Source organism: Streptomyces hokutonensis (assembly GCF_000376565.1).
GTDB lineage: Bacteria > Actinomycetota > Actinomycetes > Streptomycetales > Streptomycetaceae > Streptomyces > Streptomyces hokutonensis.
In genome coordinates, this window is the sequence record NZ_BARG01000018.1 from 31,687 (window position 1) to 58,681 (window position 26,995).

A 26,995-nucleotide genomic window follows, 5' to 3' on the forward strand; every position below is an offset into this window, starting at 1 on the left:
GATTGGGTAGCCAGTGCTTCTGAAAACCTTCGGCTGGTCGTTCGCGGTCACCGCGCTCGGCCTGGTCGCGGCGGCGTTCTACGGGGGGTGGGAAGCCTTCGGAATCGTGGCGATCCTGGCCGTCCTGGAGATCTCGCTGTCCTTCGACAACGCGGTGGTCAACGCCGGGATCCTGAAGAAGATGTCCGCCTTCTGGCAGAAGATCTTCCTCACGGTCGGCGTCCTGATCGCCGTCTTCGGCATGCGGCTGGTGTTCCCCGTCGTCATCGTCGCCGTCACCGCCAAGATCGGCCCGATCGACGCGGTCGACCTCGCGCTCAACAACAAGGACCACTACCAGCAGCTGGTCACCGACGCCCACCCGGCGATCGCGGCCTTCGGCGGCATGTTCCTGCTGATGATCTTCCTCGACTTCATCTTCGAGGACCGGGACATCCAGTGGCTGCGCTGGATCGAGCGCCCGCTCGCCAAGCTCGGCAGGGTCGACATGCTGTCGGTCTGCATCGCGCTGATCGTCCTGCTCATCACGTCCTTCACCTTCGCGGCCCACGCCCACCAGCACGGCGGTGCGCACACCGACAAGGCGCAGACGGTCCTGATCGCCGGCATCTCCGGTCTGATCACGTACATGATCGTCGGCGGACTCTCCGGCTACTTCGAGGACAAGCTCGAGGAAGAGGAGGAGCGGGAGCACGAGGCGGAGGAAGAGGCCGCGCGCACCGGCAAGCAGCGCTCGGCGGTGGTCCTCGCCGGCCAGGCCGCGTTCTTCATGTTCCTGTACCTCGAGGTCCTGGACGCGTCCTTCTCCTTCGACGGCGTGATCGGCGCCTTCGCCATCACGAACGACATCGTCCTGATGGCGCTGGGCCTGGGCATCGGCGCGATGTACGTCCGCTCGCTGACGGTGTACCTGGTCCGCCAGGGCACGTTGGACGACTACGTCTACCTGGAGCACGGCGCCCACTACGCGATCGGCGCCCTCGCCGTGATCCTCATGGTCACCATCCAGTACCAGATCAACGAGGTCATCACCGGCCTCGTCGGCGTGGTCCTGATCGGCTGGTCCTTCTGGTCCTCGGTCCGCCGCAACAACGCCATCGCGGAAGCCGAGGGAAAAGCCGGCTCGGACGAGAAGACTGAGGTCTCGTCCGGGGTGTGACAAGCTCCCTGGTAAGGGAACGCTCTGTTCGGGGCGGCAGACAGAGGACATGCCCTCGGTCCGCCGCCCCGAACAGCTTTGTCGTGAGTCATGTGGACGTGGGGGCGGGAATGGGCTTCTTCGACGGAATCTGGCGCCGCGAGATCGACTTCGACTCGGGCAGCGCGGCCAGCAACGCGATCGAACTGACCAAACGGCACCACCAGGTCTCGCTCACCAAACAGGGCGCGGCCACCGGCAACCTGCGCGTCAACCTCACCTGGCGGATGCGGACCTCCGACATCGGCGGCCTCCAGCGCGACAGCCTGCTTCGCCACCCCTTCAAGGCCCTCAAGCCGCCCGAGGTCATGGGCCACAGCCAGAGCATGGTCAACGTCGACCTCGACCTGGGCTGCCTCTACGAACTCATGGACGGCACCAAGGGCGTCGTCCAGCCCCTCGGCGGCCTCCTCGGCGACGTCAACTCACCCCCGTACGTGAAGCTCAGCGGCGACGACCGCTTCGGCTCCGCGTCCGGCGAGACGATGTACGTCAACCTCGACCACCGCGACCAGATCAAGCGCCTCCTGGTCTTCGTCTACATCTATGACCAGACCCCCGCCTTCGACCGCACCCACGCGATCGTCACCCTCTACCCCAGCAACGGCCCCCGCATCGAGATAGGCCTCGACGAACGCCACCCCCAGGCCCGCTCCTGCGCGGTAGTGATGATCGAGAACGTCAAGGGCGAACTCGTCGTCCGCCGGGAAGTGAAGTTCGTCTACGGCTTCCAGGCGGAGCTGGACAGGTTGTACGGCTGGGGATTGCAGTGGGGCCGAGGCTACAAAACCAAGGTCGAGCGATAGGTCTTCAGGGGCGCGGGGAACTGCGCGACAAGCCCCCACCGGCCCGCGCCGAAAAAACTACGCACGCGCCCTCAAATGAACTGCGGCCCCTGCGGAGGCAACCGAAAATCCGGATCCACCGCACTCGCCGCAGGCACAGGCTGGGGATACCCGTAGGTCCCCGCAGGAGCCGCCTGCGGATACCCGTACGCAGGCTGAGTCACCGGCTCCTGCGCCGGCGGATACCCGTACCCGGACTGACCCGGAACCGCCGGAGGCACCTGCACAGGAACCGCCGGAGGCAACGGCTGCGAGACCGCCTCAGGACTACCCCCCGCCTCCGACTCGTCCACCGTGATGCCGAAGTCCATGGCCAGCCCGCGCAGCCCGTTCGAATACCCCTCGCCGAGCGCCCGGAACTTCCACCCCTCGCCCCGCCGGTACAGCTCCCCGCAGATCAGCGCGGTCTCCTCGCCGGTCTCCGGCTTGATGTCGAAATACAGCAGCGGATCGCCCTCGGCGACCGCCGCGTCGTACAGCATGATGCGCAGACCCTGTACGCGGTCGAAGGTCTCGTCCTCCGCCGATGCGACCACCAGAATCCGGCTGACTTCGGGCTCGACACCGGCCAGATCTGTCTGGATCGTGTCGGTGGGGCCCTCGGCGACACGCTTCTTGCCGAGCCGCCAGACCTTCCCGGAGGGGTGCCGGGGCTGGTTGTAGAAGACGAAGTCCTCGTCGGAACGCACCCGACCGGCGGGGCCGAGGAGCAGCGCCGAGACATCCACGTCCGGGCCCCCCTGCCCGGGCGTCCAGCGCAGCACGGCACGTACCGTGGTGGCCTCCAGCGGGACGTTCGACCCCTTCAGCATCGCGTGCGTCATGCGGTCATCCTGCCCTCTCGGTCCTGGTCACGACAACGTGGGGTGCGGACTCCGACACGGCCGAGTTACCTGAAGTTCATGCCCGGCGGGAACCCCTGACATGGGTTTGTACGTACTATTACCGGCCACCTATCGAAAACACACACGGTTCACATCGTCACCACGGGGGAGCTTTATGCGTCATTTCGGGCACATTGCCCCTGAGGTGCGGCAGCGTCTCTTCTTCCAGGAGCCGTGCGAGTTCGACGCGGACTCCCCGGCCCGGCTGCTCGCCGCCGCCCTCGGCGCCACGCTCTACAGCCCGGCCACCCGCCCGCACCTGGCCGACGACATCGTCAAGCTGGCCGGGCGCGGCGTCGTGTCGATGGTGCTGTGCCTGGAGGACTCGATCGGCGACGAGGACGTCCCGGCCGCCGAGGAGAACCTGGTCCGGCAGTTCACCGAGCTGGCCGCCCGCCCGGGCGTGGAGCTTCCGCTGCTGTTCGTCCGGGTCCGCGTGCCCGAACAGATCCCCGATCTCGTCCGCCGCATGGGCCCTGCCGTACGACTCCTCTCCGGCTTCGTGATGCCGAAGTTCACCGAGGAACGCGGCATGCCCTTCCTGGAGGCGCTGTCCGACGCCGAGACGGAGAGCGGCCGACGCCTCTTCGGCATGCCGGTCCTGGAGTCGCCCGAGCTGCTCTACCGCGAGTCGCGCGTCGAGACCCTGGAGGGCATCTCCCGCGCGGTCGACAAGTACCGCGACCGCGTCCTCGCGCTGCGCCTGGGCGTGACGGACTTCTGCTCTTCGTACGGCCTCCGCAGGGCCTCCGACATGACGGCCTACGACGTCCAGATCGTCGCCTCCGTGATCGCCGACGTGGTGAACATGCTGGGCCGCGCCGACGGCACCGGCTTCACGGTGACCGGCCCGGTGTGGGAGTACTTCCGGGTCCAGGAGCGCATGTTCAAGCCGCAGCTGCGCCGCAGCCCCTTCCTGGAGGGACAGGCCGAGGAGCTGCGCGAGGCGCTGATCGAGCACGCCATGGACGGGCTGCTGCGCGAGATCGCCCTCGACCAGGCCAACGGGCTGATGGGCAAGACCTGCATCCACCCCACGCACGTACTGCCCGTGCACGCGCTGTCCGTGGTCAGCCACGAGGAGTTCTGCGACGCGCAGGACATCCTGCGGCCGGAGCGGGGCGGCGGGGGCGTGCTGCGCTCGGCGTACACGAACAAGATGAACGAGGTGAAGCCGCACCGCGCCTGGGCCGAGCGGACCATGCTGCGCGCCGAGATCTTCGGCGTCGCACGCGAGGACGTCGGCTTCGTGGAGCTGCTCGCCGCCGGAATCCCCGGCTGAATCGCAAGGGACGCATGAACAAGGCAGTGAACAACGGGGCTTGGTCCGGCAGTTGGGTCGCGGAGCGGCTCGGCGTCGAACTCCTCGGCGACCCCGAACTGACCGACCTCCTGGGCCTGGCTCTCCGCCGCAACCCCAAACGGGCCCATCTCCTCGTCTCGAACGTGCTCGGCAAACACGTCCCCCAGTCCCCGTCGATCGTCTACGGCTACGGCGTCACCCTGGGCCACCGCGTACGCGACCTCCTCGGCCCCGAGGAGTCCCGCCGTGCGGTGGTCCTCGGCTACGCGGAAACCGCGACGGGCCTGGGCCACGCGGTGGCCGACGGCATCGCCGTCGCCCCCTACCTCCACTCCACCCGCCGCCCCGTCCCCGGAGTGGCCACGGCAGGCGGCTTCGAGGAGTCCCACTCCCACGCGACGTCCCACCTCCTGCTGCCGGAGGATCCGGAGCTGCTGGCCGGTGACGGCCCGCTGGTGCTGGTCGACGACGAGTTCTCGACGGGCAACACGGTCCTCAACACGATCCGCGACCTGCACGGGCGCTATCCCCGAGACCGGTACGTGGTGGTGGCCCTGGTCGACATGCGGTCGGCGTCGGACGCGGGCCGCCTGGACGAGTTCGCGGCGGAGATAGGCGCGAGGGTGGACCTGGTGGCAGCGGCCTCAGGCACGGTTCGCCTGCCGGCGGGGGTGCTGGAAAAGGGGCAGGAGTTGGTGGCGCGATACGAGGCAGGGGGTGCCGGGACAGGTGATTCGTCGAGTGCGGCGCCGTCTGGGCTGGCCGCGCAGTTCCCCGCGCCCCTAAAGACCCACCTGGGCGCCAACCCCCTAGGGGCGCGGGGAACTGCGCGCCCAGCCCCCACCGGCCCGCAGCCAACACGAGTCGACCTCCGCTGGCCCCTCAACCTCCCCGACGGCGGAAGACACGGCTTCACCCCCGCCCACCGAATACGCCTGGAAGCAGCTCTCCCCGCCATGGCCGCCCGCCTGGCAGAGGCTCTCCCAGAAAAAGCGCACCGTGTGCACATCCTGGGCTTCGAAGAGCTGATGTACGCCCCCCTCCGACTCGCCCGCGAACTGGAGCAGATAGTCGACGCCGACGTCACCTACTCCACGACCACCCGTTCCCCCGTGCTCGCGGTGGACGACCCCGGCTACGCGATCCGCACCCGCCTCACCTTCCCCGCCCACGACACCCCCGCCGACGGCCCCGGCGACCGCTACGCCTACAACATCGCCGGCGCCGGCTTCGACGCGGTCGTCGCGGTCGTCGACTCGCGCGGGGACACTCCCGAACTGCACGGCCTGCTGGCCGAGTTGGCCGCACACACCCCGCACGTCGTCCTCGCGGTGATCCCCTCGTACGTCCCCGAAAGGCCCCCCATGCTGCCCGAGCCCCTCCGCGGCCCCGCCTTCTCCTCGTACGCGCCGGAAGAGGTGGGCTGGCTGCTCCAGGACCTCTCGGACGTGACGCTGGAGGCGCCGACCGAGGAGCGGGAGGAAGCGATCCAGAGCGGCGGGGCGCACTACGCCGAGTCGCTGCCGGTGGAGTACCAGCCGAGCGAGCAGTACCAGGAGCTGTTCCACACCGCACTGGACGAGGCGGCAGGACGCCTCGCGCTGGCGGTCGGCGCGGTCACCGAACTGGTCCTCGCCGAGCGCTCACCCCACCCCGTGCTGGTGTCCCTCGCCCGCGCCGGCACCCCCGTAGGTGTCCTGATGCGCCGCTGGGCCCAGTACCGCCACGGTCTCGACCTCCCGCACTACGCCGTGTCGATCGTGCGCGGCCGGGGCATCGACGCCAACGCGCTGCGCTATCTCGCCGCCCATCACGACCCCGCCGACGTCGTGTTCGTCGACGGCTGGACCGGCAAGGGCGCCATCACCCGCGAACTCGCCGACGCGATCAGGGAGTTCGAGGAGTCCGACGGCATCACCGGCTTCGACCCGGAGATCGCGGTACTGGCCGACCCCGGCTCGTGCGTGAAGACGTACGGCACCCGCGAGGACTTCCTCATTCCCTCCGCGTGCCTCAACTCGACCGTGTCGGGGCTGATCTCACGCACGGTGCTGCGCTCGGACCTGGTCGGCCCGCACGACTTCCACGGCGCGAAGTTCTACCGCGAACTCGCCGGCGCGGACGTCTCGGTGGAGTTCCTGGACGCCGTGGCCGCCCGCTTCCCGGACGTCACGGACGCCGTGGCGACCCTCGCCAAGGAGTTGCTGGCCGCGGACCGCACGCCAACCTGGGAGGGCTGGGCGGCAGTTGAGCGGATCAGCGAGGAGTACGGCATCCACGACGTGAACCTCGTCAAGCCCGGCGTCGGCGAGACGACCCGGGTGCTGCTGCGCCGGGTGCCCTGGAAGATCCTCGCGCGAGCCGGTGCGGGTGCCGACCTCGACCACGTCAGACTGCTCGCCGAGCAGCGGGGCGTACCCGTCGAGGAGGTGGCCGAACTGCCGTACACCTGCGTGGGGTTGATCCACCCCAAGTACACGCGCGGTGCGACCGGTGCCGACGGCAAGGCGGTGGCGGTCTGATGCCGGTACTCGTCGCGAGCGACCTCGACCGTACGCTCATCTACTCCTCGGCCGCCCTCGCCCTGACCATGCCGGACGCGCGGGCACCCCGGCTGCTCTGCGTCGAGGTGCACGAGAGCAAGCCGCTGTCCTTCATGACGGAGACGGCGGCGGGACTCCTCACCGAACTCGGCGGACTCGGCGCCGACACGGCCGTCTTCGTGCCGACCACCACCCGCACCCGCAAGCAGTACCAGCGCATCAGCCTGCCCGGTCCGGAGCCGAAGTACGCGATCTGCGCCAACGGCGGCCACCTTCTGGTCGACGGCGCGACCGACGAGGACTGGCACGCCGGGGTGCAGGCAAGGCTGGCCGCCGAGTGCGCGCCGCTGGAGGAGGTCCGCCAGTACCTGGCCGACTCCGCCGACCCGTCCTGGGTACGCAAGCACCGCGTCGCCGAGGACCTCTTCGCCTACCTCGTCGTAGAGCGCGAACTCCTCCCCGAGGAGTGGGTGAAGGAACTCGCGGTCTGGGCCGAGAACCGCGGCTGGACGATCTCCCTCCAGGGCCGCAAGATCTACGCCGTCCCGAAGCCCCTCACCAAGAGCGCGGCGATGAGGGAAGTAGCCCACCGCACAGGCGCCACCCTGACCCTCGCAGCCGGCGACTCCCTCCTCGACGCCGACCTCCTCCTGGCAGCGGACAAGGGCTGGCGCCCAGGCCACGGAGAACTGGCAGACGAGTCCTGGACGGCCCCCAACATCACGGCCCTACCGGAGCGAGGCGTCCTGGCAGGCGAACGGATCCTCCAGGAGTTCCTCAGGGCAACTCCTTAGGGGCGCGGGGAACTGCGCGACCAGCCCCCACGCACCCGCACCCGACAACGCACCGAACCCGCCTAGCCGCAACACCCTCCACCACAGCAACCGCCCCCTCCGCCCGCCGCAGGCGAGGGGGCGGACGACGTCCCACCCACCGCCACAGCCGACAGCAACTTCACCGTGTCGTCATGCCCCGAGGGGCACGATGCGGGCGCGGAAGACTCCGCCATCGGCCGGCTGACTTCGAACGTCGATCCGCAGGTACGGCAGCGGTACTCATAGCGAGGCATGGCATCAGGCTAACGCCGCGCTGACATGAAGACGGCACCTTGTTTTTTCATGAAGGTTTCGGCTGTGTCCTGTTCTGTCGTTTTCTTATATGGAGAACTTGCGAAGACCACTGGTAATTTGAGTTCGCCGCGTGACCTGTGAGGCCGGGGGGAACCGGGATTTGCAGCCGCGTCCACGGCAACCTTGTAGGACCCTCGTACGTCTGTGCGTCTGCCTGTGCGAGCAATATGGAGTGCGGAGGGAGCCGTCGTGACCCACGAGGGGGAGGGGGAGCAGCCTCAACGGCCGGACGAGACCATGCAGTTGAAGCTCCCCGCCGGGTTCCGGGCGGACGAGACCATGCAGCTGCGGGTGTCCGACCTGGTCATACCCGAGGCCCCCGAGATACCCGAGGGGGAGACGAAACCGGTACGGCACCGGGGCCGCAAAGCCCCCCGCCCGTCCCTCCGCACCCGTCTCTCCCGTCTCGCCCAGGCCCTCGGCCCCCGCTTCGCTCCCCTCATCGCCCGCCTCGCCCCGGTCGTGATCTTCCTCACGCCGTACGTCCGCAAGATGCGCCCGCAGTACCCGCGCCCGGGCCGTACCGACTGGCGCCGCTGGATACCGTCCTGGCGGCAGTGGCTCGGGGGAGCGCTCGCCTCCGTCGGGTTCAGCGGACTGTTCCTGGTCGTCGCCTACGCGGCCACCGACATCCCCTCGAACCTCAACTCGTACGCGACCCAGCAGGACAACGTGTACTTCTGGTCCGACGGCACGCCCATGGCCCGTACCGGCTGGGTGCAGCGGCAGGCGATGCCGCTGAAGGACATTCCGACCGATGTCCGCTGGGCGGTGCTCGCCGCGGAGAACGAGAGCTTCTACAGCGATCCCGGCATTTCGATGAAGGGCATCGCCCGCGCCCTCTACCGCACGGTCGGGGAGGGGGACACCGAGGGCGGCTCGACGATCACCCAGCAATATGTCAAAAACGTCTATCTGACCCAGAACCAGACGGTGAGCCGCAAATTCACCGAAGCGATGATCTCCCTCAAGCTCGACAACAAGATGAGCAAGGACAAGATCCTCGAGGGCTATCTCAACACCAGCTGGTTCGGCCGCGGCACCTACGGTCTGCAGCGCGCGTCGCAGGCGTACTACGGCAAGGACGTCAGCCAGCTCAACGCCAGCGAGGGCGCCTTCCTCGCCTCCCTGCTGAAGGGCGCGGGCCTCTACGACCCGACGATCAGCAAGGCCAACCACGCCCGGGCGGTGGCCCGTTGGTCCTGGATCCTGGACCGCATGGTGAAGATCGGCAAGCTGTCCCCGGCCGAGCGCGCCAAGTACAAGACGTTCCCCGAGCCGCTCAAGCAGTCGAAGACGTACGACACCGGTAAGCAGAGCGACTACCTGGTCGAGCTGGCGACGCAGTACGCGAAGAAGACCGGGCACATCTCGGACAAGGACTTCGACCTCGGCGGCTACCAGATCTACACGACCTTCGACCGCAACCGCGAGACCGAGCTGACGGACGCCGTCACCAAGGCCCGCAAGGCCGCCCAGAAGGACGACCCCGCCAATGCGAAGGCCGCGCACTACGGCGCCTCCTCGGTGGCTTCCGACGGCCGCATCCTCGCGGTCTACGGCGGCCCGGACCACCGTACGCAGGGCTTCAACGAGTCCAACGCGACCACCGTCCCGGCGGGTTCGGCCTTCGAACCCTTCGTCTACGCGGCCGCGTTGGAGCACGGGGTCACCAAGACCCGGGGCCAACCGCCGACGCCGGTCACCCCTCAGACGCTGTACGACGGGGACGACGGCGTGCCGGTGACCACGCCGGAGGGACCGTACTGGGACCGCAGCGGCAAGAAGGTGTCCGCGCACAACGACGGCAAGAAGTCCTACGGGCAGATCAGTCTGCGCCAGGCCCTCGCGCAGTCCGTGAACACCCCGTTCATGCAGCTCGGCATGGACACCGGCCTGTCGACCGTGCGGGCGACCGCGGAGAAGGCCGGACTGCTCTCCTCCAGTTTCGGGGCGCAGGTGCCCGCGCTGTCCCTGGGCAACGCCACGCCCAGCGCACTGCGGATGGCGAGCGCGTACGGCACGTTCGACGCCGGGGGCATCCACACCGAGCCGTACTCGGTCCGCCGTATCACCCGCAACGGTGCCGCGGTCGTGCTGGAGCGGCCGAAGCCGAACCGGGCGATGAGCAGGACCACCGCCGACGAGGTGACGGACGCGCTCACGGACTCCTTCGGCCTCGCGCACCCCACCGCGGCCAGGGCGGCCGGAGCCGAGGTGGCGGGCAAGACCGGCACCACCCAGGACGACACCGCCGCCTGGTACGTGGGCACCGCCAAGTCCGTGTCGACGGCCGTCGTCGTCTACCGCATCGACCTGGGCAAGAGCCTCGAGCCCCTGCCGCTGAAAGGAATCTCCGGCACCCCAGTCACCGACGTCCCCTACGGCATCTGGTCGAGAGCCATGACCTCGCTCGGCTGACCACCGCAGCGCAACCGCCACCTCCTCGCAGAATGAGCCGCCCATGAAGCCCCCGACGAAGGCACCGTCCGGCCGCCGCCGCAGAGCCCGTGAACCTCGTCGTACCCCGAAGCCGGGATTTCTCACCCTGGCCGTGTTCCTTGTCGTCGCCTCGCTGGTGACCGGGTATCTGGCGTTGAACCGGGACAGCACGGCGCCGACCGCGTCGGCCGGCAAGAACGCCTCGCCGAAGTCGACCAAGGAACCCGTCTGGGACGGCAAGACGAAGGTGCTGGGGGACGGCTCGACCTCGTACACGGGGCCGCAGAAGGACCAGTTGAAGGCCGTACCGCTCAAGCCCGGTGAGAAACCGCCCCAGTTCGTCGTCTTCTCCTGGGACGGGGCCCTGCAGGGGGACGACAAACTCTTCTCGCACTACCGGGAGATGGCCAAGGAGTACAACGCCCACATGACCTTCTTCCTCACGGGCATCTATCTGCTGCCCAAGAGCAAGAGGGACCTGTACCACCCGCCGATGCACCCGGTGGGCTCGGCCGCGATCGACTTCCCGACCGACCAGCACATCCGCGACACCCTGGAGCAACTCCGCCTCGCCTACGAGCAGGGCAACGAGATCGGCACCCACTTCAACGGCCACTTCTGCGAGGCCAAGGGCGGCGGTGACTGGAGCGTCGCGCAGTGGAAGAGCGAGATCGACCAGTTCTTCTCCTTCGTCGAGAACTGGAAGACCAACACCGGCTACACCGACATCCCGGCCCTGCCCTTCGACTTCAAGAAGGAGGTCGTCGGGGGCCGCGCCCCCTGCCTGGAGGGCCAGCCCAACCTCCTGAAGGCGCTGAAGGGTTACGGCTGGAAGTACGACGCCAGCTCCCCGGGCGACTTCCAGATATGGCCCACCAAGAAGAACGGCCTCTGGGACTTCCCGCTCGAACTGCTCCCCTACGGGAACAACATCCAGGCCCTGTCGATGGACTTCAACTTCCTCTACAACCAGTCCAACGGCGCCACCCAGGGCGACCCCGCGAAGTACGCCGAGTGGGAACAGAAGACCGTCGACTCGTACATGGCCGGCTTCAACCGGGTCTACTACGGCAGCCGTGCGCCCCTGTTCATCGGCAACCACTTCGAGAACTGGAACGGCAGCATCTACATGAAGGCCATCGACCAGATCATCCCGAAGATCTGCACCAAGAAGGGCGTCAAGTGCGTGTCCTTCAAGGAGCTTTCGGACTGGATGGATGTGCAGTCGCCGCAGACTTTGCAGCAGTTGCGCAGTCTGGACCCGGCCCAGTCGCCGGACTGGTCCACGGTGGTCAAGTGACCTGTCGCGACTGGTGAACTCACCAACCGCAACCCCCTTCACAGGAGCCACACATGGCGTGCGAAGATGCCCTCGCCCGGTAGGCGTACCGGCGTAGAGGGGAACCCCATTGAAATCCAGAAAACTGAGCCGTAGCAGGAGCCGTACGGCCATAGTCACGGCGGCGGCAGCCTCGGTCGTCGCCGGTGTCGCCCTCGTGCCCAACTGGAGCGCGGGCGCGGCCGTAGTGAACGACCCGACCGTGGACGCCTCGACCAAGGCGACCTTCCAGAAGCTGGCCGACGCGGTCTTCACCGACCGCACCCAGGCCCTTGTCCACGGGGCGACCACGAAGCAGAGCACCACGCGCTTCTCCGGCGACGTCCGTCTCTCCGGCACCCAGTCGCGCGACGAGAAGGCCGCGCTGACCCAACTGCGCGGCCGCCAGAGCAGCATCGCGAAGCTCGGCGAGACGTACAGCACGGGCAGCACCAAGGTCACGCTCGACGCCACCCGGGTCACCGGCCGTACCGCCAAGGCCGACGTCACCGAGACGACCACGCTGACGTACGCGAAGGCCGTCGCCGGGGCGCCGAAGACCACCGGCTTCCAGGCCCACCACGAGCTGACCTTCAAGGCCGACCAGCAGGGCACCTGGCAGCTGTCGAACATCCAGGACACCGACACCGGCGGCCTCGCCGTCAACACGGTGGCCAAGCCCGCGGTCAAGGCCTCGCCCGCCCCCGCCGACGACGGCAACACCACGCCGGACGCCCCGCGCGCGGCCACCACCCGCAACCCGGTGGCGGTGCCGAAGACGAGCACGGCGTACGACTACAAGGCGATGGCGACCTACGCCGAGAAGTACTGGAACGTGTACAACACGGACTACCCCAACTACAACGGCCACGCGGACGGCGGCGACTGCACCAACTTCGTCAGCCAGTCCCTCAAGGCCGGCGGTTGGAAGCACGTCCCGGGCTACACGTACGACTACACGAAGTGGTTCGGCAACGCCGACATCCAGTCGGACTCCTTCGTCGGCGTCAACGAGTGGTCCTGGTTCGCCCAGAACTCCAAGCGGACCACCCCGCTCGCCAACGTCTACCAGGCGGAGGTCGGTGACGTCATCCAGGTCGACTTCGACCGGGACGGCGCCAAGGACCACACGATGATCGTGACGTACAAGGCCAACGGCATCCCGTACGTCACCTACCACTCGAACAACACCTACCGCAGGTCCCTGTCGAGCCTCATCGCGTCGTACCCGAACGCGTACTACTACGCGTACCGCACCTGAGCCTCGCGGCTCGGCAGCACGTCATCGGCCCCCGTCGCTTCAATGCGCGACCGGGGGCCGATCCGCGTTCACGGCCTCGCCCTGGGCGCGTGGCTCACGGGGAGAGCGTCGCCCTTACAAGGCGCAGGTCGGCCGCCGTGGGACGTACTCGCGTGACCGGGGTCAGTGCCCGGGCGTCCCGCGCTCCTCGCGGATCTGGCCGACCACCCGTGCGACCGTCTGTCGTACGGCCTCGGTCTCGGTCAGGAAGTGCCAGTAGTCGGGGTGGCGGCCCTCCAGCGTGGTGATCGCGCGGTCCAGGCGGGCCACGGCGTCGTCGAGGGGACGGGCGTGCCGCGGCTCGGGTGTGGTCCGGCCCGACATGGCCAGGCGCTGGGCGTCGCGGATCGCGAAGCGGGTGCGGTTGATCTCCTGCTGGGGGTCCTTCTGTACGGCGTTCAGCCGCCGCAGCCGGTCACCGGCCGCCGACACGGCCTCGTCGGTGGTGTTCAGCAGCGCCCGTACCGTCGACAGCAGTGACGTGGCGTCCGGCCAGCGCTGCGCGTCCCGCGCGGCCTGCGCCTCCTTCAGCTTCAGCTCGGCCTGCCGTACGTTCTCGCCGGCCTGGTCGGGCACGTGCTGGAGGTCCTGCCAGCAGGCGGCCGAGAACCGCCGCCGCAGCTCGCTCAGGACCGGGTCGACCTGCCCCGCACGGGTGGTCAGCGCCTGGGCGCGGGTCCGCAGCGACACCAGCCGGTGGTCGATCTCGGCGGCCCGCTCGGGCAGTTGACCGGCCTCGGCCGTGATGGCCTCCGCCTCCCGCGCGACCTGCGTGGCCCGCTCCAGCGTCTGCGGCACTCCGTGCTGCCCGGCGCCCTGGTTCAGCTTCGTCAGCTCCGGCCCGAGCTTCGCGAGCCGCCCGGCGAGATCGTCGGCCCGCAGCCCCGACGCCCGTACGGTGTCCAGCGCGTTGCTCGCGGCCAGCAGCGCCTGCCGGGCCCGCTCCACGGCCGGCGCCAGCCGCGCGAGCTGTGTCTCCGCCTTGCCGAGCAGGGGTCCGAGCCCGCTCTCGAACCGGTCCAACTCCTGCTTGACCTGGCCGAGTTGGTCCTTGGCGGCGGTCAGCTCGGCGCGGGCGCGGTTCGCGGCGGCGGCCTCCAGGTCGTCGCGGTCGAGGTCGTGCGCGTCGACGGCGTTGATGTACCGGCCGCTCGCCTCGTCGATCCGCCGGCCCAGCGCCTCGAAGTCGGTCACCGCGCGGCGCGCGGCCGGCGAGTCGTCGACCGCGGTGATGGTGTCTATCGAGATCCGCAGATCCCGCTGGGCGGTGTCCAGCTCGTAGAACGCGGCCGCCGCCGCGTCCTTCGCCGCCTGCGCCTCGGCCCGCTGGCTCTCCGCCCGCCCGCCGAACCAGCGCCGGGTGCCACCGCCCGCGAACGCGGCGGCCAGCGCCGGCGCGGCGAGCAGCGGCAGGCTCAGCAGCGTGAGGGTGTCGAAGGCGGCACGGGCGGCGGTGGAACCGCGCCGGGACCGTGTGAGCGGCGAATACGGCTGCGCAGGTGTCGCCGTCACATCCCTCTCCCGTGTTGTGCGTCCTGACCGTTGTCATTCTCCCACCGGTAGAGGACGAACACACGGGCCGGTCAGTTCGCGTTCCGCACCGTGACTTTCCCGTCGCCCGTGTGGGCGCTCACCACATGGGAACTCGACGAGTCCCGGGGCACCGACACATCCACTCCGCCGTCCCCCGTCTTCGTCGTCACCCGGTACTCGGTGGCCCCCTCGGGCAGCGTGACCGTCACCGATCCGTCGCCACTGCGCGACTCCACCAGATCCGGTACGACCCCGAGGTCCAGGTGCACCGAACCGTCACTGGTGGTCGTGCGCACTTCCCGGGACGACACCTCGGCGTGCACGGACCCGTCCCCGGTGTGCAGCGTCAGCGGCCCGGTGGAGTCGGTCACATGCACGGACCCGTCGCCGGTCCGCACACTCAGCGCGTCCTTGAACCCCCGCGCCCGCACACTCCCGTCCCCGTCCTCGACCTTCACGGTGACCCCGCGCGGCACCTCGATCCGGTGCTTGGCCGAGCAGTCCGCGATCACCCCGGAACACTTCATCCGCAGCACCAGCCGGTCCCCCTTCATGGCCCAGGTCACCTTGGGATCCGAACCGATCGCCACGCTGCCCTGCCACCACCGGGTGACCTCGATCTTCCCCGCCGGGTTGGAGTCCGCGGCGACGACTTCCAGCGCCGAGTCGTCCGAGTCGATCGTGAGCGTACGGCCCGACAGCGCGAAGGTCCGCTGATCGGGATGCTTGTCGTCACCGGCGGAAGCACCGGCGCACGCGGTGACCCCGACGAGGAGCAGGGCGAGGCCGCCGGTCGCGGCGAGGACACGGCGGGTGCTGCGGATGCGGGTCACGATGATTTCCCCCTGGGACGGTCGCGGAGTCCCGATGACTCCTACGGCTCCCCTCGACCGTAGAGAGCCGCGATCCTCCGGGGCATCCGGCGCACTCCCGGACCAGGGGTGGGGAAAACCCCCGGCACATCTCCGTGGGGATACGGGTTTGCAGGACAGGCCCCCTGGCAATGTAGGCTGTCGACTCGTCCTGGGCGCGTAGCTCAGGGGTAGAGCGTCGCCCTTACAAGGCGAATGTCGGCGGTTCGAAACCGTCCGCGCCCACCAGGATTGCCAGCAGATCGGCCCCGTACCTCCCAGCTCAGGGTGGTGCGGGGCCTTTCGCGTGGGCTCAACTCCGAGCCGTCTACGTAGTGGCTGCCCCTTACTGTGCCCCTACTGCGGGGCCGGTCCCCTAAAAAGCCCCCAGAGGATCACGGTGTTTCCGCAGGTCAACCCGGAAGCCTGTAACCCCCGCACTCCCCAAGGGCGCGGGGGCTGTCCGCGCAGGGGCCGGCACGTGGTTGCTGACGTGGCGCCAGCCGGCCGCGGACAGTTCCGCCAGTGCGGCGGCGGTGTCGGGGAAGACGGTCCAGCGGGTCGGTTCGGTGTAGTGGGCCCGTACGCCCCGCGCGGCGTCGGCGGCCGGTTCGGCGGCGATGCCCGCGTCGACGTAGGCCTTCACGAAGAGCGGGTGAAGGGCGTCCCACCAGGCGTCGGGGGTGTTCAGGGCGGGATGGCCGGTCTCCGGTCGGTGCCAGGGGAATCCGTCGTGCAGCCCGGGTGCCAGGTCGGCGCGGGTCACGCCGTGGCCGGGCGTGACCTCGGTCAGCGCCTCCACCAGGCAGCCGCGCCACATGCCGTCCCTGAACGCCAGGGTTCCGTCGAAGTCCCACAGCACGACGCTTCCGGTCACGGGCGGGATTCTACGGAAGTGCCGGAAGGCGCTCGCGGATTTCGGGGGCGGTGGGCAGGATGGGGGCATGACTCAAGCCGGCGCCACGCACTCGGGTTCCGTGTTGTCCCTGTGGTCGAAGGACTCGGTGTTGTCGATCGGTTCGGTGGGGTCGGTGCTGTCCATCGGGTCCGTCGGGTCGGCCCTGTCCGTCGGGTCGATCGGCAGTTCGTTGTCGGCCGGGTCGATCGGCTCGGCGCTGTCGGTGGTCTCGGCGGGCTCGTGGCTGAGCACGGGGTCCGTGCTGTCCGCGCAGTCGCGCTGGTCGGTGCTGTCGTGGCGGGCGACGCGCGGTTTCCGGGCGGTCGGGGACGGGGCGGGGACCGGCACCGGGGTCCGGTTCGGCGGGGTGCCGGTCGTGGGGGCGGTGGGAGTCGCCGGTGCCGTTGCCGTCCTTGCGCTGGCCCAACGGGCCCTGCGCAGGCCGTAGTTCGGGTACGGCGGGGCGGTCAGGACCAGAACTCGTTCGACTTGTCGATGTCCTCGACGCACTCGTCCAGGTCCGTGATCTTGTCGCCGAGGATGCGGAACACGATGCCGCCGGTCTCGTCGATGTGCTTGCCTTCGCGGTCGGCCGTGAAGTGGTGGAGTGTGACCGCGTGGCCCCGGCCGTCGACGAGGACGTTGCGCAGTTCGACGCGCAAGGTGCCGTTCGTCTGCGCGAACAGCTGACCGTACATGTCGATGGCCGCGTCCAGGCCCTTGAAGTCGCCGGACAGCGGGTGGGTGCCGGGAACGTGGTGCGTGACGTCCGAGGACATCAGTGAGCGCAGGGTGTCCATGTCGCCGCGGACGAAGGCGTCGTAGCCCTTGCGGACGAGGAGTGCGTGCGGGTGGTCGGCCATGATCGATCGCCGCCTCTCGATTGCTTCGGCGATATAAGGCTTAACTCACCCATTGTCCGCCTTTTCGTCCACCGGTGGCGCCTCGTGGGCATGCTTCAGCTTCATCCGTGACTCGACGCGCTCCGCCGCGGTGACCTCCGTCCAGAAGCGGTGGCCGCTGACGAAGACCGCGAGCTCGTGCTCGCGCTGCCGGAGCTTCTCCACCTCGGCCTGTTCGTCGGGCGTCCAGCCCGGGGAGGCGGGGCGCTCCACCTTGCGCCAGCCGCCCGTGTCGCTGAACCCGTCCAGGGGCTCGACCGACCAGGGCAGACGCTTCAGCAGGGTCGCCAGCTCTGCCCGGACCTGATGCAGCTCCTCCTGACCGGCTAGGAGGTCGCTCGGGAAGTCGTAGGTCGTTGCCACGCGCTAATGCTACGCCTGTTCGAATTTGGGTCGCGAGTTCCTTCCGGGACTTCATACGAACGGGTGTGGGCGGCCGTGGTGGCCGAGGAGCCCGGCGGTGTCAGTGGGGCCGCCTACCGTGGTCGGCATGGACGTGGAACGGGTACGGCTCCGGTCGTGGGCGGACAGTGACTTCTGGCTGTTGGGGCGGCTCAACAGCCCTGAGACGACCGAGCACTTGGGGGGTCCGGAGACCGAGGCGCAGCTCGAGGCCCGGCATCGGCGGTACGTCGGGCTGGAGTCGGGGCGCATGTACCGGGTCGAGTCGGCGGGGAGCGGGGAGACCGTCGGCTCGATCGGGTTCTGGGAGCGGGAGTGGCGGGGCGAGCCGGTGTGGGAGACCGGGTGGGGAGTGCTGCCCGAGTTCCAGGGGCGCGGGCTGGCCGCCCGCGCCGCCCGCGCCGTCGTCGAAGCGGCACGGGCAGCGGGGCGGAACCGGTATCTGCACGCCTTTCCGGGCGTCGACCATCACGCGTCCAACTCGGTCTGCCGGAAAGCCGGGTTCACCCTGCTCGGCGAGGCGGAGTTCGAGTACCCCAAGGGGCACTGGCTCACCTCGAACGACTGGCGGATCGACCTCGACGAGGCGTGAGCCGCCGGTCAGTTGGCCTGCGGCTTCGCCAACTCCCTTACCAGTCCTGCCGCCACCGGCACCGCGATTCCCTTGCGCTCCGCCGCCCGCAGCAACGCCCCGCCGATCGCGTCCAGTTCGAGCGGCCGGTGGGCCTCCGCGTCGCGCTGCATCGACGACTTGGTGCCCGGCGGGAACGTGTCGTAGCGGGCCAGCGCTCCCGCCGGGTCGGACGGGCCGCCGTAGGAACGGCTCACCGCCGCCGTCTCCTCCAGCAGGGCCGTCAACTCCTCGCGGTGGCGCGTGCGGACGTCGCCGAGGGGGAGGTCGTAGCGGGTCGTGAGGAGGGCGAGGGGGGCCAGGAAGGTCATCTTGGCCCAGAGCGCCGCCGTCTCGTCGGGCAGGACGCGGGTCGTGGGGCCGGTCGCGCGCAGTGCGGCTGCCAGTGTCTCCAGGCGTTCGTGGGGGACCGGGTCGCCCGTGACGTCGATCTCCGCGAACGGGCTGCCGTGCTCAATCACCCCGGGGGCGAGGCGAGTTGACTCGACGCGGATGATCGCGGGGGCGACCTGGGCGGGCGGGTAGTGGGCGCGGAGACGGGCCGGGTGTTCTACGCCGTTCAGGAACGGGACGAGGAGGGCGTCGCCGAGTGCCTGTGCCGGGACGCGGGCCAGTGCCGGGGTGAGTGCCGTCGCCTTGACCGTGATCAGGCAGGCGTCGACCGGTTCGCGCAGTTCCGTGTCCGCCTCCACCGGTGCCGTGAAGTCCCCGAAGGGGGCGCTGCGGACGCGGATTCCGTTGGTGCGGAGGGTGGTGGCCGTCTCTTCTCCGGCCAGGCAGATCACCCGGTGGCCGGCCCGGGACAACAGCGCCGCGAGCAGGCCGCCCACGCCGCCGGGGCCCAGTACGGCCACGGTGAGTTCGTTGTTCGCCATGTTGTCGGTCCTCTCGTCGGTCGGCCCCCTACGCGGTATCGCCTTCGGGGCGCGAGACTGGACGTATGTGCCGCAGTATCAAGACTCTTCGACCGCCCGCCCTGCCCGACGAGGCCACGGAGGAGGAGATTCGCGCCGCCGCGTTGCAGTACGTGCGCAAGGTCTCCGGGTTCCGGGCGCCCGCCGCGCACAATCGCGAGGTCTTCGACCGCGCGGTTGATTTGATCGCCGAAGCGACGGCTGAGCTGCTGTCCGGGCTTGAGGTGAGGGGGGTTTCGCGGTGATCAAAGTGCGGGTCGGTGGGGGCTGGTCGCGCAGTTCCCCGCGCCCCTGAAGGCGGTCGCCTGCGGCGCCCGGCCTTCAGGGCGCGACAGCTTCGGCGCCCGGCCCGTCTACGGCGCGGCAGGCGCCTCTGTCGCCCCCGGCTGGCGTCGCATGACATACGCCGCCCCCGCCCCCGCCCCGAACAGCGCCGCCAGTGACACCCCCGTCGCCAGCCACGTCGCCCCCAGCCACTGGGCGCCGTAGTAGCCCAGCGCCACGCTGTACGCCGCCCAGGACAGGCCCGCGAGGGCCGACCAGGGGAGGAAGTCGCGGGCTCGGCGGTGGGCGGCGCCCGCGCCGAGGGAGACGACCGAGCGGCCGGCGGGGGCGAAGCGGGCCAGGATGACGAGGGCGCCGCCGCCGCGGGCGAGGGCGTGGCCGAGACGTTCCTGCGCGGTGGTGAGGCGGCGGGAGCGGGAGATGGCGCGGTCGAGGCGTTCGCCGCCGAGCCAGGCCAGGCGGTACGCCACCAGGTCGCCCAGGACGGACGCGGCGGCGGCCGACGCGATCAGGGCCAGGATGCTGGGGACCTCGTGCGGGACGGGCACGGCGTCGGTCGCCGCGCCGGTGCCCGCTGCCGCCGCCGTGGCCGCCGCGATGACCAGGACACCGCTCGGCAGGACCGGCAGGAACACATCAAGCAGTACGGACAGGGCGATCATGGCGTAGATCCATGGGCTGCCGGTCAGCGACCCCACACTCTCGAACAACGCGTCTCCCCGTGAACTCCCCCGTGGGCCGCGGCAGCAGCGGCCAGTGACAGCCATACAGCGTACGCCTGGGTGGGGACAGGAGATTCACGGGGGGCGCGTGTGATCGGCACAGCTTGTTCACTCGGCTGCCCCGTCCCGAGGGGCGGGGCGGGCCCGTATCCCGTAGCAACGTAAAGGGGATCGAAGCGCAACTGAACGTGAGGAACGGTACACATCATGGTGGCAGGCATATGTGCGAGCGCGGTCGTCGCGGCCCTACTGGCGAGCGGCGGCACCAGCGCCGGCGCCCCGGACGGCTACTCGATGCGCACGGACGCGCGGTTCGCGCCGGTCGGCGCCCTCGTGCCGTCGGCGGCGGTCACGTACGACACGAAGCTCGTCCCCGCCGCCGCGTGGATCGAGGTCGGCCAGCGGACGACGGTGGGCGGTGCCACGACCGTGCGGCTGCGGGTCGACGGGATGGTGCCGGGGCACGCGTACGCCGTCCATGTGCACCAGAAGCCGTGCGGCGCCGACCCCGCGGCCGCGGGCGGGCACTTCCAGCACAAGCCGTCCACCGACCCGGCCGACGTCACCGCCGACAACGAGGTCTGGCTCGACTTCACGGCCGACGAGCACGGCGCCGGTGAGGCCACCGCCCGGCACGACTGGAACTTCCGGGAGGGCGAGGCGTCCTCCGTCGTGATCCACGAGATGCCGGGCAGCAAGGTCCGCGCCGCCTGCTTCACCGTGCCGTTCGGCTGGGCTCCCTGAGTCGCGCCGAGTACGTCCAGGGGCGGGCGTCGGCCGACGGCGTCCGCCCTGTCGTCGCGACCCGGAGAACCGCTCGCGCCACCGCGTCCGCGTCCGACAGCGTGACCGAGTCCACGCCGGGGCGGGCGCCCGCCGCGGTCACCCAGTGCACGCCCTCCGTGGGCACCCCGAACGCGAACCGCCGTGCGTGGGCCCGTCCCTGACGATCTATCAGACGGTACGGGCGCGCCGTCACGTCCAGCCCGCCCGTCTCGTAGCCGTCCACGGTGTGCGGCCGGCACCCGCCCGTCTTCAGCAGCCGGCCGAGCAGCGGGTCGGCGGTGCGGCGCAGGTCCGGTTCGGGGAGGCGTGCTTCTACGAGCGTGGTCACCCGCACCGCCGAGCCCGGTATCGCCGGCGAGCGGGCCACCCAGGCGCCGTCCGCCTCCCGCACCTCCAGCCGCGGCCCGAGCACCTCCACCACGCCCGCCGCCATCAGCGCGGCCAGCTCCTCGATACGGCGCCGGGGCGGGCCGATGGACAGGAACGCGTTGAGCGGGGTGTACCAGCGGTCCAGGTGGTCGCGGCGCGAGTCGCCCGCGAGGCCGCGGTGGTCGACGACCAGCCGGAGTTCGTTGCGCAGATCGCGCAGCACGTCCAGGGCGGCCTTGAGCGGGCCGTCCACATTGCCGAGCGCGGCCTGCCCGGCGTCCTCGCGCAGATACGCCAGCAGCCAGTCCCGCCAGGCCGCCGGGTCGGCGAGAGCGCGGTCCGGGTACGGGCGGGACAGCCGGTCCCAGCTCCAGCGTTCGGCGGCCGGGATCCCGAACTCGTCGAGTATCAGCGCCTCTTGGGGGTCGCGGTGCGGGACGGCGAGGAAGCACTCGGTGAACTCCGGGCGCCGGGACGGGCGTAGCAGAGTGGTGTAGTAGACCGTCTCCACCTCCTTCGCCACCAACGGCCATATCTCCGTGCGGAATTCGGGGGCCTCGCCGGAGTCGGCGCGTTTGCGGAAGGCGGCTGTGGCCTCCGGGGTGAGGACGAGCGGCGTGTGGCGGCCGTGCGGGCCCTTCGCGTTGTCGCCGCGGGCCTGGTACGGGATGCCTCGGCGTGAACCGGCGTACAGGCGGGGCTCGTTGCCGGAGGGGAGATAGCGGAGCGAGCCGTCCCCGGCGCGGACGAAACGGCCGCCCCGGCCCGTCGTCAACAGGGCCGTGTGGTCGAAGAAGTTGAGGCCGAGGCCGCGCAACAGCACTGGTTCGCCCGGCTGTACGGCGGACAGGTCGGCGTCGGCCGGGTTGGCGGGCGGGAGGTGGCGCAGGCCGTGGTGGCAGGCGTAGGCGGCGAGGCGTCGTTGGGCCGGGTCGCCGAGCGTCGGGAGGTGGCCCTGGGCCAGGACCACGGCCGAAAGGGCGGACAGGGTACGGCCGTTGTCGAGGGTGAGGGACTGGTGGCCGTCGGGTGTGTCGTCGAGCCGTACCGCGCTCGCCCGGTGTGTCGCGACCTCGACGGAGTCCGGCGCCTCGCGGACCGTGCGGGCGAACACCCACTCCAGATAGCGACCGTAGTGGGCGCGGGTGGGGTAGTCGTCGGGGCCGAGTTCGGCGGGCGCCCACTCGTGCAGGCTCGGGCCGGGGCGGATCGGGCCCGAGCAGTCGACGCTGTCGTCGGTGAAGAGGGTGACCTGGGAGGCCACGGTGTTCATCAGCAGCTCGGGAGACTGCGTGGAGCGCCAGACGCGGCCCGGGCCCGGGGGCGCGGGGTCGACGACGTGGACGGTGAGCCGGGCGCCGGGCGGGAGGAGTTCGGGAGCCGAGGCGCAGAGGCGTTCCAGGACGCTGGTGCCGCGCGGACCGGCGCCGACCACGGCGACGGAGACGGATGCCGGTTCGTCGTCGGACGCGTTCACTGCGGACAAAGACGCGTTGACTGCGGACAAAGGGGGGACTCCCGGGCGTGTGGGGCGCAATGGAGCGGACCGCCCACCGGAAGCGGACGGTCCGCCTCATCATGCCCTCAGCGACGTCACGGGGATGTCAGCGGGGACTCCTCCACGGTTCTCAGCGTCCCGTCCGCCCGCGCCTGCTCCAGCCGCAGCCGGGCCGAACGGCCGCGCAGCGTAAGGGTCATGAGCTGGTTGCCGAACCAGGGCCCGCCCGTCTTCCGCCACTTGACCGAAGGCTCGGCGCAACGGCCGTGCCGGGCGAAGCGGCGGCCCAGGCCACGGGCGACGGCACTCCAGCCGAAGCGGAAGCCGACCCGTATGTAGGCCGGGATGGAGTTGTGGACGGGGGAGCAGGTCAGCTGGAGGACGCGTGAAGTCGGGCCGCCGGTACGCCACTTGGGCTCAGCCACGTACGCGTGGTGCACGTCCCCCGACAGCACGAGCACCGACGCCGGTGCCGCCTCGCCCGATCCCACCTCGGCGATCAGCCCCGCCAGCTCCTCGAAGGAGTTCGGGAACGCCGCCCAGTGCTCCAGGTCCGCGGCCCGGCGCAGCTTCTCCCCGAACTCGGCCCAGCGGGCGCCCCGTTCCCCCTGGCACAGGGCCGCGTCCCACGACTCGGCGTCATGGATGAGGTGCGGCAGCAGCCAGGGCAGTGAGGTCCCGATGAGGAGATGGTCGTAGGAACCGCGGTCGGAGAGTGCCTCCGTGCGCAGCCAGTCGGCCTCGCCGGGGTCGAGCATCGCGCGGTGCTGCTCGTCGAGGACGCGGGCCGCCCTGCTGTCCACCATCACCAGCCGTACCCGGCCGAAGTCGCGCCGGTAGCTCCAGCGGACGGAGGCCGGGTCGGCGTCGGCCTTGCAGGCGAAGGCGCGGAGTTCGTCGGTGCCGTCGGGGGCGCTGCGGACGGCCAAGTAGAGGGGATCGGCGGCCAGTTCGGCGGGGGAGAGGTTCCCCAGGTGCTGGTGCACCCAGTACGACATCAGTCCGCTCAGCAGCCGCTCGCGCCACCACGGGGTCTCCCGCATGTCGGCGAGCCAGGAGGCGGAGGTGTTCCAATCATCGATCACGTCGTGGTCGTCGAAGATCATGCACGACGGCACGGTGGAGAGGAGCCAGCGGATCTCGGGGTCGAGCCAGGACTCGTAGTAGAGGCGCGTGTACTCCTCGTAGTCCGCGACCTCGCTCCCGGGCGGTTCGCTCAGGTCGCGGCGGGCGGAGAGCCAGCGGCGGGTCGCGTCGGAGACCTCGTCGGCGTACACCTGGTCGCCCAACAGGAGGAGTACGTCCGGCCGTTCGGTCTCCGGGTCGCGCGCGATGCGCGAGGCCAGCGTGTCCAGGGCGTCCGGGCCCACCGGGTCGTGGTCGTCGGCGGGCGGCGCGGCCCACCGGCAGGAGCCGAACGCGACGCGGACCGTGCCGTCGGCATCGGGGGTGTGGATCGCGGAGGGCGGGAACGGCGAGTCGGGCAGCGGCCACACCCGCGTGCCGTCCAGGAGGACGTCGTACGGCGTCGAGGTCCCGGGCGTGAGGCCCTCCACCGGCACCAACGCGTAGTGGTGGCCCGCGACTTGGAAGGTGCGGGCGGTGCCGCCGGCCCCGTCCGCGCAGCGCACCTCGGCGGTGCACGGACGGCTCGCCTCGACCCATACGGTCGCGGACGAGCCGTCGGCGTAGCGAAGCAGCGGTCCAAGACGCAGTCCGGCCACGGGTGATCACTCTCCTCCGTCGCCCCGTACGGTACGGAACGACGGAGGTCAGCGACTAGGTCTCCGGGCTGTCGAAAGAGGATCAGCAGCCGCTGAGGACCGAGGTCAGCTTGGCCTTCTCGGCGGTGTCGACCGAGAGGTCGTAGTAGTACTTCACCTGGACCCAGGCACGGACGTACGTGCAGGCGTACGAGGTGAGCGGGGGCATCCACTCGGCCGGGTCCTGATCGCTCTTGGACTGGTTGACGTTGTCCGTGACGGCGATCAGCTGCGGCCGGGTGATGTCGTTGGCGAAGGCCTGGCGCTGGGCGGTGGTCCAGTTGCGGGCGCCGGAGTCCCAGGCCTCGGCGAGCGGGACGAGGTGGTCGATGTCCAGGTCGGAGGCGGCGGTCCAGGTGGCGCCGTCGTAGACCGAGTACCAGCTGCCGCTGGTCGCGGTGCAGGCGGAGTTGGTGACGACGTTCGTACCGTCCCGCTTGAGGATGTACTCACGGGTGTTGCAGGTGCCGCTGATCGTGATCCAGGTGGGGAACAGGTCACGGTCGTAGCCGGTCCGGACCTCGGTCGCGACGGTCAGTGAGGCGAGGTAGGTGCGGGCGGTGGCGGCGCTGACGGGGGTGGGGAGGGCGGCGGAGGCGGTCGGGCCGTTGAAAAGCGCGACGGAGGCTATGAATCCGGTAAGAGCCGCGAGTATGCTCAGCCGTCGACGCGCGTAGAACTTCGGCATACGAACTCCCTTGTGGTGTGGGGGTGTTGGAGTCGAGCGAAGGAATGCTTGCGGTGCCGTGTTGCGGCCGGGTGTGCGTTTGGTAAGAAGTTAGTGACGCGAGCATGACAAGGCAATGCTTTGGCGGTCGCGTACTATGAATGGCGCAGAAGGGGAGTAGCTCTTCGCCGGACCGTCGACATACTGCTCAGCTCGTCTGAGCCGGCGCCCGGAGGACGATCTCTTGCAGGTCGGCCAGCGAGACCTTCGGCAAGCAGTGCACCGTTTTCCTGTGTGCTGCCATGCCGAGGTGTCCGTGGACAGCAGTAACACTCTCGGTGGGGCAGCCCCGACCGATTGAGGAACCTTGATCAGCATCACCGTCACGGCGCTCGTCTTCGGCGTCGTCTTTCTCGCCGAACTCCCCGACAAGACCGCGCTCGCCGGACTCGTCCTCGGCACCCGCTACCGCGCCTCGTACGTCTTCGCCGGCGTCGCCGCCGCGTTCCTGCTGCACGTCGTGCTCGCGGTGGCGGCGGGGAGCGTGCTGACGCTGCTGCCGCAGCAGATCGTGCACGCGGTCACCGGTGTGCTCTTCCTGGGCGGGGCCGCGGTGCTTCTCTTCAAGAAGGGGGATGACGAGGAGGAGGTCCGGGCGCCCAAGGACCAGTCCTTCTGGAAGGTCTCCGGCGCCGGGTTCATGCTCATCCTGGTCGCCGAGTTCGGTGACCTGACCCAGATCATGACGGCCAACCTCGCGGCCCGCTACGACGACCCGTTCTCCGTCGGTCTCGGCGCGGTGCTCGCGCTGTGGGCGGTCGCCGGGCTCGGCATCGTGGGCGGAAAGGCGCTGATGAAGCGGGTGCCGCTGGAGTTGATCACACGGATCGCTGCGGTGCTCATGCTGGCGCTGGGGGCGTGGAGTCTGTGGGAGGCCGTGGCGGGCTGAGCCCGCGTGCGAGCTGAACGGTGAGTGAACTGTTTCCGGGGATGGTGGCGCGATGCCGGTCCGGTTTTGTACCGTAGAGAAACAAAGTGGCTCCCGTCCGTTTTCCCTGACCGGCGGACGGGGCCGCCTTGTCCCTCCGGGGGCCGGCTTGTACCCCCTGATCCGTTCCGTTCCTTGGAGCCTGCCGATGACGGCCACCACCGTGCTCACCGCCCGCGCCCTCCTGCTGGACATGGACGGCACCCTCGTCGACTCGCACGCCGTCGTCGAGCGGATCTGGCGGCGCTGGTCCGAGCGGCACGGGCTGAACGCGGACGAGGTCATGAAGGTCGTGCACGGCCGGCAGGGCCACGCCTCCATGGCACTGCTGCTGCCCAACCGGCCCATGGAGCAGAACCACGCCGAGAACGCCCGCATGCTCGCCGAGGAGACCGCCGACGTCGAGGGCGTCGTCCCGATCCCGGGCGCACCCGAGTTCCTGGCCTCGCTGCGCGGGCTCCCGCACGCGCTGGTGACATCGGCCGACGTCGCGCTCTCCACGGCCCGGATGGGCGCGGCCGGGCTGGAACTGCCCGACGTCCGGATCACCGCGGAATCCGTCGGCGCCAGCAAGCCCGACCCCGAGGGCTTCCTCAAGGGCGCCGCCGAACTGGGCATCGCGCCCGCCGACTGCGTCGTCTTCGAGGACTCCGGGGCGGGGATCGCGGCGGGGCGCGCCGCCGGGATGCGCGTGGTGGGGGTCGGGCCGCAGGCCGCGTATCACCGGCCGGATGTGCTGGTGCGGGATCTGCGTGCGGTGCGGGTGGAGGGTGTGGGCGGGGAGATTCGGTTGTCCGTGGGGTAGGGGCCCATGGGCATAGGG

General features: G+C 70.0%; 26 protein-coding genes and 1 tRNA gene. 15 read left to right on the forward strand and 12 right to left on the reverse strand.

The window, feature by feature from the left end; translation table 11 throughout:
- Positions 1-13: 13 nt before the first annotated feature.
- Together SSP08S_RS08280 and SSP08S_RS08285 are read left to right on the forward strand one after the other, a co-directional pair.
- Positions 14-1,159, forward strand: coding sequence for a DUF475 domain-containing protein (locus SSP08S_RS08280; RefSeq protein WP_019067109.1), 1,146 nt, complete (start codon positions 14-16; stop codon positions 1,157-1,159).
- Positions 1,160-1,269: 110 nt separating this feature from the next.
- Positions 1,270-2,004, forward strand: coding sequence for a TerD family protein (locus SSP08S_RS08285; protein WP_019067110.1), 735 nt, complete (start codon positions 1,270-1,272; stop codon positions 2,002-2,004).
- A 71-nt stretch (positions 2,005-2,075) separates the two neighbouring features.
- Here SSP08S_RS08285 and SSP08S_RS08290 read toward each other — a convergent pair whose 3' ends face one another.
- Positions 2,076-2,867, reverse strand: coding sequence for a TerD family protein (locus tag SSP08S_RS08290; protein ID WP_019067111.1), 792 nt, complete (start codon positions 2,865-2,867; stop codon positions 2,076-2,078).
- Positions 2,868-3,042: 175 nt separating this feature from the next.
- Between SSP08S_RS08290 and SSP08S_RS08295 the strand changes: the two genes are divergently transcribed.
- Genes SSP08S_RS08295 through SSP08S_RS08305 form a run of 3 tightly spaced genes read left to right on the forward strand, consistent with a single transcriptional unit; the run spans position 3,043 to position 7,567 of the window.
- Positions 3,043-4,209, forward strand: coding sequence for an HpcH/HpaI aldolase/citrate lyase family protein (locus SSP08S_RS08295; protein ID WP_026178295.1), 1,167 nt, complete (start codon positions 3,043-3,045; stop codon positions 4,207-4,209).
- A 14-nt stretch (positions 4,210-4,223) separates the two neighbouring features.
- On the forward strand, positions 4,224-6,752 hold the full coding sequence (locus SSP08S_RS08300) for a phosphoribosyltransferase (protein WP_019067113.1): 2,529 nt from the start codon (positions 4,224-4,226) through the stop codon (positions 6,750-6,752).
- Positions 6,752-7,567 carry an HAD family hydrolase gene (locus SSP08S_RS08305; protein WP_019067114.1) on the forward strand — a complete coding sequence of 272 codons (816 nt, stop codon included), beginning with the start codon at positions 6,752-6,754 and terminating at the stop codon, positions 7,565-7,567. The genes SSP08S_RS08300 and SSP08S_RS08305 overlap by 1 nt, the downstream gene beginning before the upstream one ends.
- A 62-nt stretch (positions 7,568-7,629) precedes the next feature.
- Here SSP08S_RS08305 and SSP08S_RS59140 read toward each other — a convergent pair whose 3' ends face one another.
- The gene (locus SSP08S_RS59140; RefSeq protein WP_078532374.1) at positions 7,630-7,842 is read right to left on the reverse strand and encodes an FmdB family zinc ribbon protein; all 213 of its coding nucleotides are present in this window, start codon (positions 7,840-7,842) and stop codon (positions 7,630-7,632) included.
- 298 nt (positions 7,843-8,140) lie between these two features.
- On the opposite strand from SSP08S_RS59140, the gene SSP08S_RS08310 reads away from it, so the two are divergent.
- The 3 genes from SSP08S_RS08310 (at position 8,141) to SSP08S_RS08320 (ending at position 12,924) form a co-directional block, all read left to right on the forward strand.
- Positions 8,141-10,324 carry a transglycosylase domain-containing protein gene (locus tag SSP08S_RS08310; RefSeq protein WP_026178296.1) on the forward strand — a complete coding sequence of 728 codons (2,184 nt, stop codon included), beginning with the start codon at positions 8,141-8,143 and terminating at the stop codon, positions 10,322-10,324.
- A gap of 43 nt (positions 10,325-10,367) precedes the next feature.
- Positions 10,368-11,645 carry a polysaccharide deacetylase family protein gene (locus tag SSP08S_RS08315; RefSeq protein ID WP_026178297.1) on the forward strand — a complete coding sequence of 426 codons (1,278 nt, stop codon included), beginning with the start codon at positions 10,368-10,370 and terminating at the stop codon, positions 11,643-11,645.
- A 109-nt stretch (positions 11,646-11,754) separates the two neighbouring features.
- Complete coding sequence (locus tag SSP08S_RS08320) at positions 11,755-12,924, forward strand: amidase domain-containing protein (protein WP_026178298.1); 1,170 nt, start codon at positions 11,755-11,757, stop codon at positions 12,922-12,924.
- Between the two features lie 162 nt (positions 12,925-13,086).
- Here SSP08S_RS08320 and SSP08S_RS08325 read toward each other — a convergent pair whose 3' ends face one another.
- Positions 13,087-14,475 (reverse strand): hypothetical protein, encoded by a 1,389-nt coding sequence (locus SSP08S_RS08325; RefSeq protein WP_019067118.1) that lies wholly within the window; start codon positions 14,473-14,475, stop codon positions 13,087-13,089.
- Positions 14,476-14,546: 71 nt separating this feature from the next.
- The gene (locus tag SSP08S_RS08330) at positions 14,547-15,329 is read right to left on the reverse strand and encodes a DUF4097 family beta strand repeat-containing protein (protein ID WP_019067119.1); all 783 of its coding nucleotides are present in this window, start codon (positions 15,327-15,329) and stop codon (positions 14,547-14,549) included.
- A 192-nt stretch (positions 15,330-15,521) separates the two neighbouring features.
- Between SSP08S_RS08330 and SSP08S_RS08335 the strand changes: the two genes are divergently transcribed.
- Positions 15,522-15,596, forward strand: a tRNA-Val gene (locus SSP08S_RS08335).
- A 127-nt stretch (positions 15,597-15,723) separates the two neighbouring features.
- Here SSP08S_RS08335 and SSP08S_RS55005 read toward each other — a convergent pair.
- Positions 15,724-16,224 (reverse strand): hypothetical protein, encoded by a 501-nt coding sequence (locus SSP08S_RS55005; protein ID WP_019067120.1) that lies wholly within the window; start codon positions 16,222-16,224, stop codon positions 15,724-15,726.
- A gap of 67 nt (positions 16,225-16,291) precedes the next feature.
- Between SSP08S_RS55005 and SSP08S_RS63290 the strand changes: the two genes are divergently transcribed.
- Positions 16,292-16,693, forward strand: a complete 402-nt coding sequence (locus SSP08S_RS63290) for a hypothetical protein (RefSeq protein WP_078532375.1) — start codon at positions 16,292-16,294, stop codon at positions 16,691-16,693.
- 19 nt (positions 16,694-16,712) lie between these two features.
- On the opposite strand, the gene SSP08S_RS08350 is transcribed toward SSP08S_RS63290, so the two are convergent.
- Positions 16,713-17,108, reverse strand: a complete 396-nt coding sequence (locus SSP08S_RS08350; protein WP_019067122.1) for a nuclear transport factor 2 family protein — start codon at positions 17,106-17,108, stop codon at positions 16,713-16,715.
- A gap of 45 nt (positions 17,109-17,153) precedes the next feature.
- A complete protein-coding gene (locus tag SSP08S_RS08355; protein ID WP_019067123.1) occupies positions 17,154-17,510 on the reverse strand; it encodes a DUF8825 domain-containing protein in 357 nt (118 codons plus the stop codon).
- Positions 17,511-17,637: 127 nt separating this feature from the next.
- On the opposite strand from SSP08S_RS08355, the gene SSP08S_RS08360 reads away from it, so the two are divergent.
- On the forward strand, positions 17,638-18,141 hold the full coding sequence (locus SSP08S_RS08360; RefSeq protein ID WP_026178299.1) for a GNAT family N-acetyltransferase: 504 nt from the start codon (positions 17,638-17,640) through the stop codon (positions 18,139-18,141).
- A gap of 8 nt (positions 18,142-18,149) precedes the next feature.
- On the opposite strand, the gene SSP08S_RS08365 is transcribed toward SSP08S_RS08360, so the two are convergent.
- Positions 18,150-19,055, reverse strand: a complete 906-nt coding sequence (locus SSP08S_RS08365) for a ketopantoate reductase family protein (protein WP_019067125.1) — start codon at positions 19,053-19,055, stop codon at positions 18,150-18,152.
- Positions 19,056-19,120: 65 nt separating this feature from the next.
- On the opposite strand from SSP08S_RS08365, the gene SSP08S_RS08370 reads away from it, so the two are divergent.
- Positions 19,121-19,339, forward strand: a complete 219-nt coding sequence (locus SSP08S_RS08370) for a DUF2277 domain-containing protein (protein ID WP_019067126.1) — start codon at positions 19,121-19,123, stop codon at positions 19,337-19,339.
- A gap of 108 nt (positions 19,340-19,447) precedes the next feature.
- Here SSP08S_RS08370 and SSP08S_RS08375 read toward each other — a convergent pair whose 3' ends face one another.
- On the reverse strand, positions 19,448-20,089 hold the full coding sequence (locus tag SSP08S_RS08375; RefSeq protein WP_026178300.1) for a DedA family protein: 642 nt from the start codon (positions 20,087-20,089) through the stop codon (positions 19,448-19,450).
- Positions 20,090-20,308: 219 nt separating this feature from the next.
- Here SSP08S_RS08375 and SSP08S_RS08380 point away from each other — a divergent pair, with 219 nt between their 5' ends.
- A complete protein-coding gene (locus tag SSP08S_RS08380; RefSeq protein WP_019067128.1) occupies positions 20,309-20,845 on the forward strand; it encodes a superoxide dismutase family protein in 537 nt (178 codons plus the stop codon).
- Here the strand turns inward: SSP08S_RS08380 and SSP08S_RS08385 are convergent.
- From SSP08S_RS08385 to SSP08S_RS08395, 3 genes are all read right to left on the reverse strand, one after another.
- A complete protein-coding gene (locus SSP08S_RS08385; protein ID WP_019067129.1) occupies positions 20,817-22,742 on the reverse strand; it encodes an FAD/NAD(P)-binding protein in 1,926 nt (641 codons plus the stop codon). The two genes, SSP08S_RS08380 and SSP08S_RS08385, sit on opposite strands and share 29 nt — an antisense overlap.
- 107 nt (positions 22,743-22,849) lie before the next feature.
- A complete protein-coding gene (locus SSP08S_RS08390; protein ID WP_019067130.1) occupies positions 22,850-24,478 on the reverse strand; it encodes an alkaline phosphatase D family protein in 1,629 nt (542 codons plus the stop codon).
- An 82-nt stretch (positions 24,479-24,560) separates the two neighbouring features.
- The gene (locus SSP08S_RS08395; RefSeq protein WP_019067131.1) at positions 24,561-25,205 is read right to left on the reverse strand and encodes an HNH endonuclease family protein; all 645 of its coding nucleotides are present in this window, start codon (positions 25,203-25,205) and stop codon (positions 24,561-24,563) included.
- Positions 25,206-25,551: 346 nt separating this feature from the next.
- Here SSP08S_RS08395 and SSP08S_RS08400 point away from each other — a divergent pair, with 346 nt between their 5' ends.
- Positions 25,552-26,133, forward strand: coding sequence for a TMEM165/GDT1 family protein (locus SSP08S_RS08400; protein WP_019067132.1), 582 nt, complete (start codon positions 25,552-25,554; stop codon positions 26,131-26,133).
- A 187-nt stretch (positions 26,134-26,320) separates the two neighbouring features.
- A complete protein-coding gene (locus SSP08S_RS08405; RefSeq protein ID WP_019067133.1) occupies positions 26,321-26,977 on the forward strand; it encodes an HAD-IA family hydrolase in 657 nt (218 codons plus the stop codon).
- The last annotated feature ends 18 nt before the right edge of the window (positions 26,978-26,995 follow it).

Bases quoted from the DNA above. Each gene is read 5' to 3' on its own strand.
- SSP08S_RS08285 (WP_019067110.1), top strand. From the start codon at position 1,270: ATGGGCTTCTTCGACGGAATCTGGCGCCGCGAGATCGACTTCGACTCG.
- SSP08S_RS08290 (WP_019067111.1), bottom strand. From the start codon at position 2,867: ATGACGCACGCGATGCTGAAGGGGTCGAACGTCCCGCTGGAGGCCACC.
- SSP08S_RS08295 (WP_026178295.1), top strand. From the start codon at position 3,043: ATGCGTCATTTCGGGCACATTGCCCCTGAGGTGCGGCAGCGTCTCTTC.
- SSP08S_RS08300 (WP_019067113.1), top strand. From the start codon at position 4,224: ATGAACAAGGCAGTGAACAACGGGGCTTGGTCCGGCAGTTGGGTCGCG.
- SSP08S_RS08305 (WP_019067114.1), top strand. From the start codon at position 6,752: ATGCCGGTACTCGTCGCGAGCGACCTCGACCGTACGCTCATCTACTCC.
- SSP08S_RS59140 (WP_078532374.1), bottom strand. From the start codon at position 7,842: ATGCCTCGCTATGAGTACCGCTGCCGTACCTGCGGATCGACGTTCGAA.
- SSP08S_RS08310 (WP_026178296.1), top strand. From the start codon at position 8,141: ATGCAGTTGAAGCTCCCCGCCGGGTTCCGGGCGGACGAGACCATGCAG.
- SSP08S_RS08315 (WP_026178297.1), top strand. From the start codon at position 10,368: ATGAAGCCCCCGACGAAGGCACCGTCCGGCCGCCGCCGCAGAGCCCGT.
- SSP08S_RS63290 (WP_078532375.1), top strand. From the start codon at position 16,292: ATGACTCAAGCCGGCGCCACGCACTCGGGTTCCGTGTTGTCCCTGTGG.
- SSP08S_RS08350 (WP_019067122.1), bottom strand. From the start codon at position 17,108: ATGGCCGACCACCCGCACGCACTCCTCGTCCGCAAGGGCTACGACGCC.
- SSP08S_RS08360 (WP_026178299.1), top strand. From the start codon at position 17,638: ATGGACGTGGAACGGGTACGGCTCCGGTCGTGGGCGGACAGTGACTTC.
- SSP08S_RS08365 (WP_019067125.1), bottom strand. From the start codon at position 19,055: ATGGCGAACAACGAACTCACCGTGGCCGTACTGGGCCCCGGCGGCGTG.
- SSP08S_RS08370 (WP_019067126.1), top strand. From the start codon at position 19,121: ATGTGCCGCAGTATCAAGACTCTTCGACCGCCCGCCCTGCCCGACGAG.
- SSP08S_RS08380 (WP_019067128.1), top strand. From the start codon at position 20,309: ATGGTGGCAGGCATATGTGCGAGCGCGGTCGTCGCGGCCCTACTGGCG.
- SSP08S_RS08395 (WP_019067131.1), bottom strand. From the start codon at position 25,205: ATGCCGAAGTTCTACGCGCGTCGACGGCTGAGCATACTCGCGGCTCTT.
- SSP08S_RS08405 (WP_019067133.1), top strand. From the start codon at position 26,321: ATGACGGCCACCACCGTGCTCACCGCCCGCGCCCTCCTGCTGGACATG.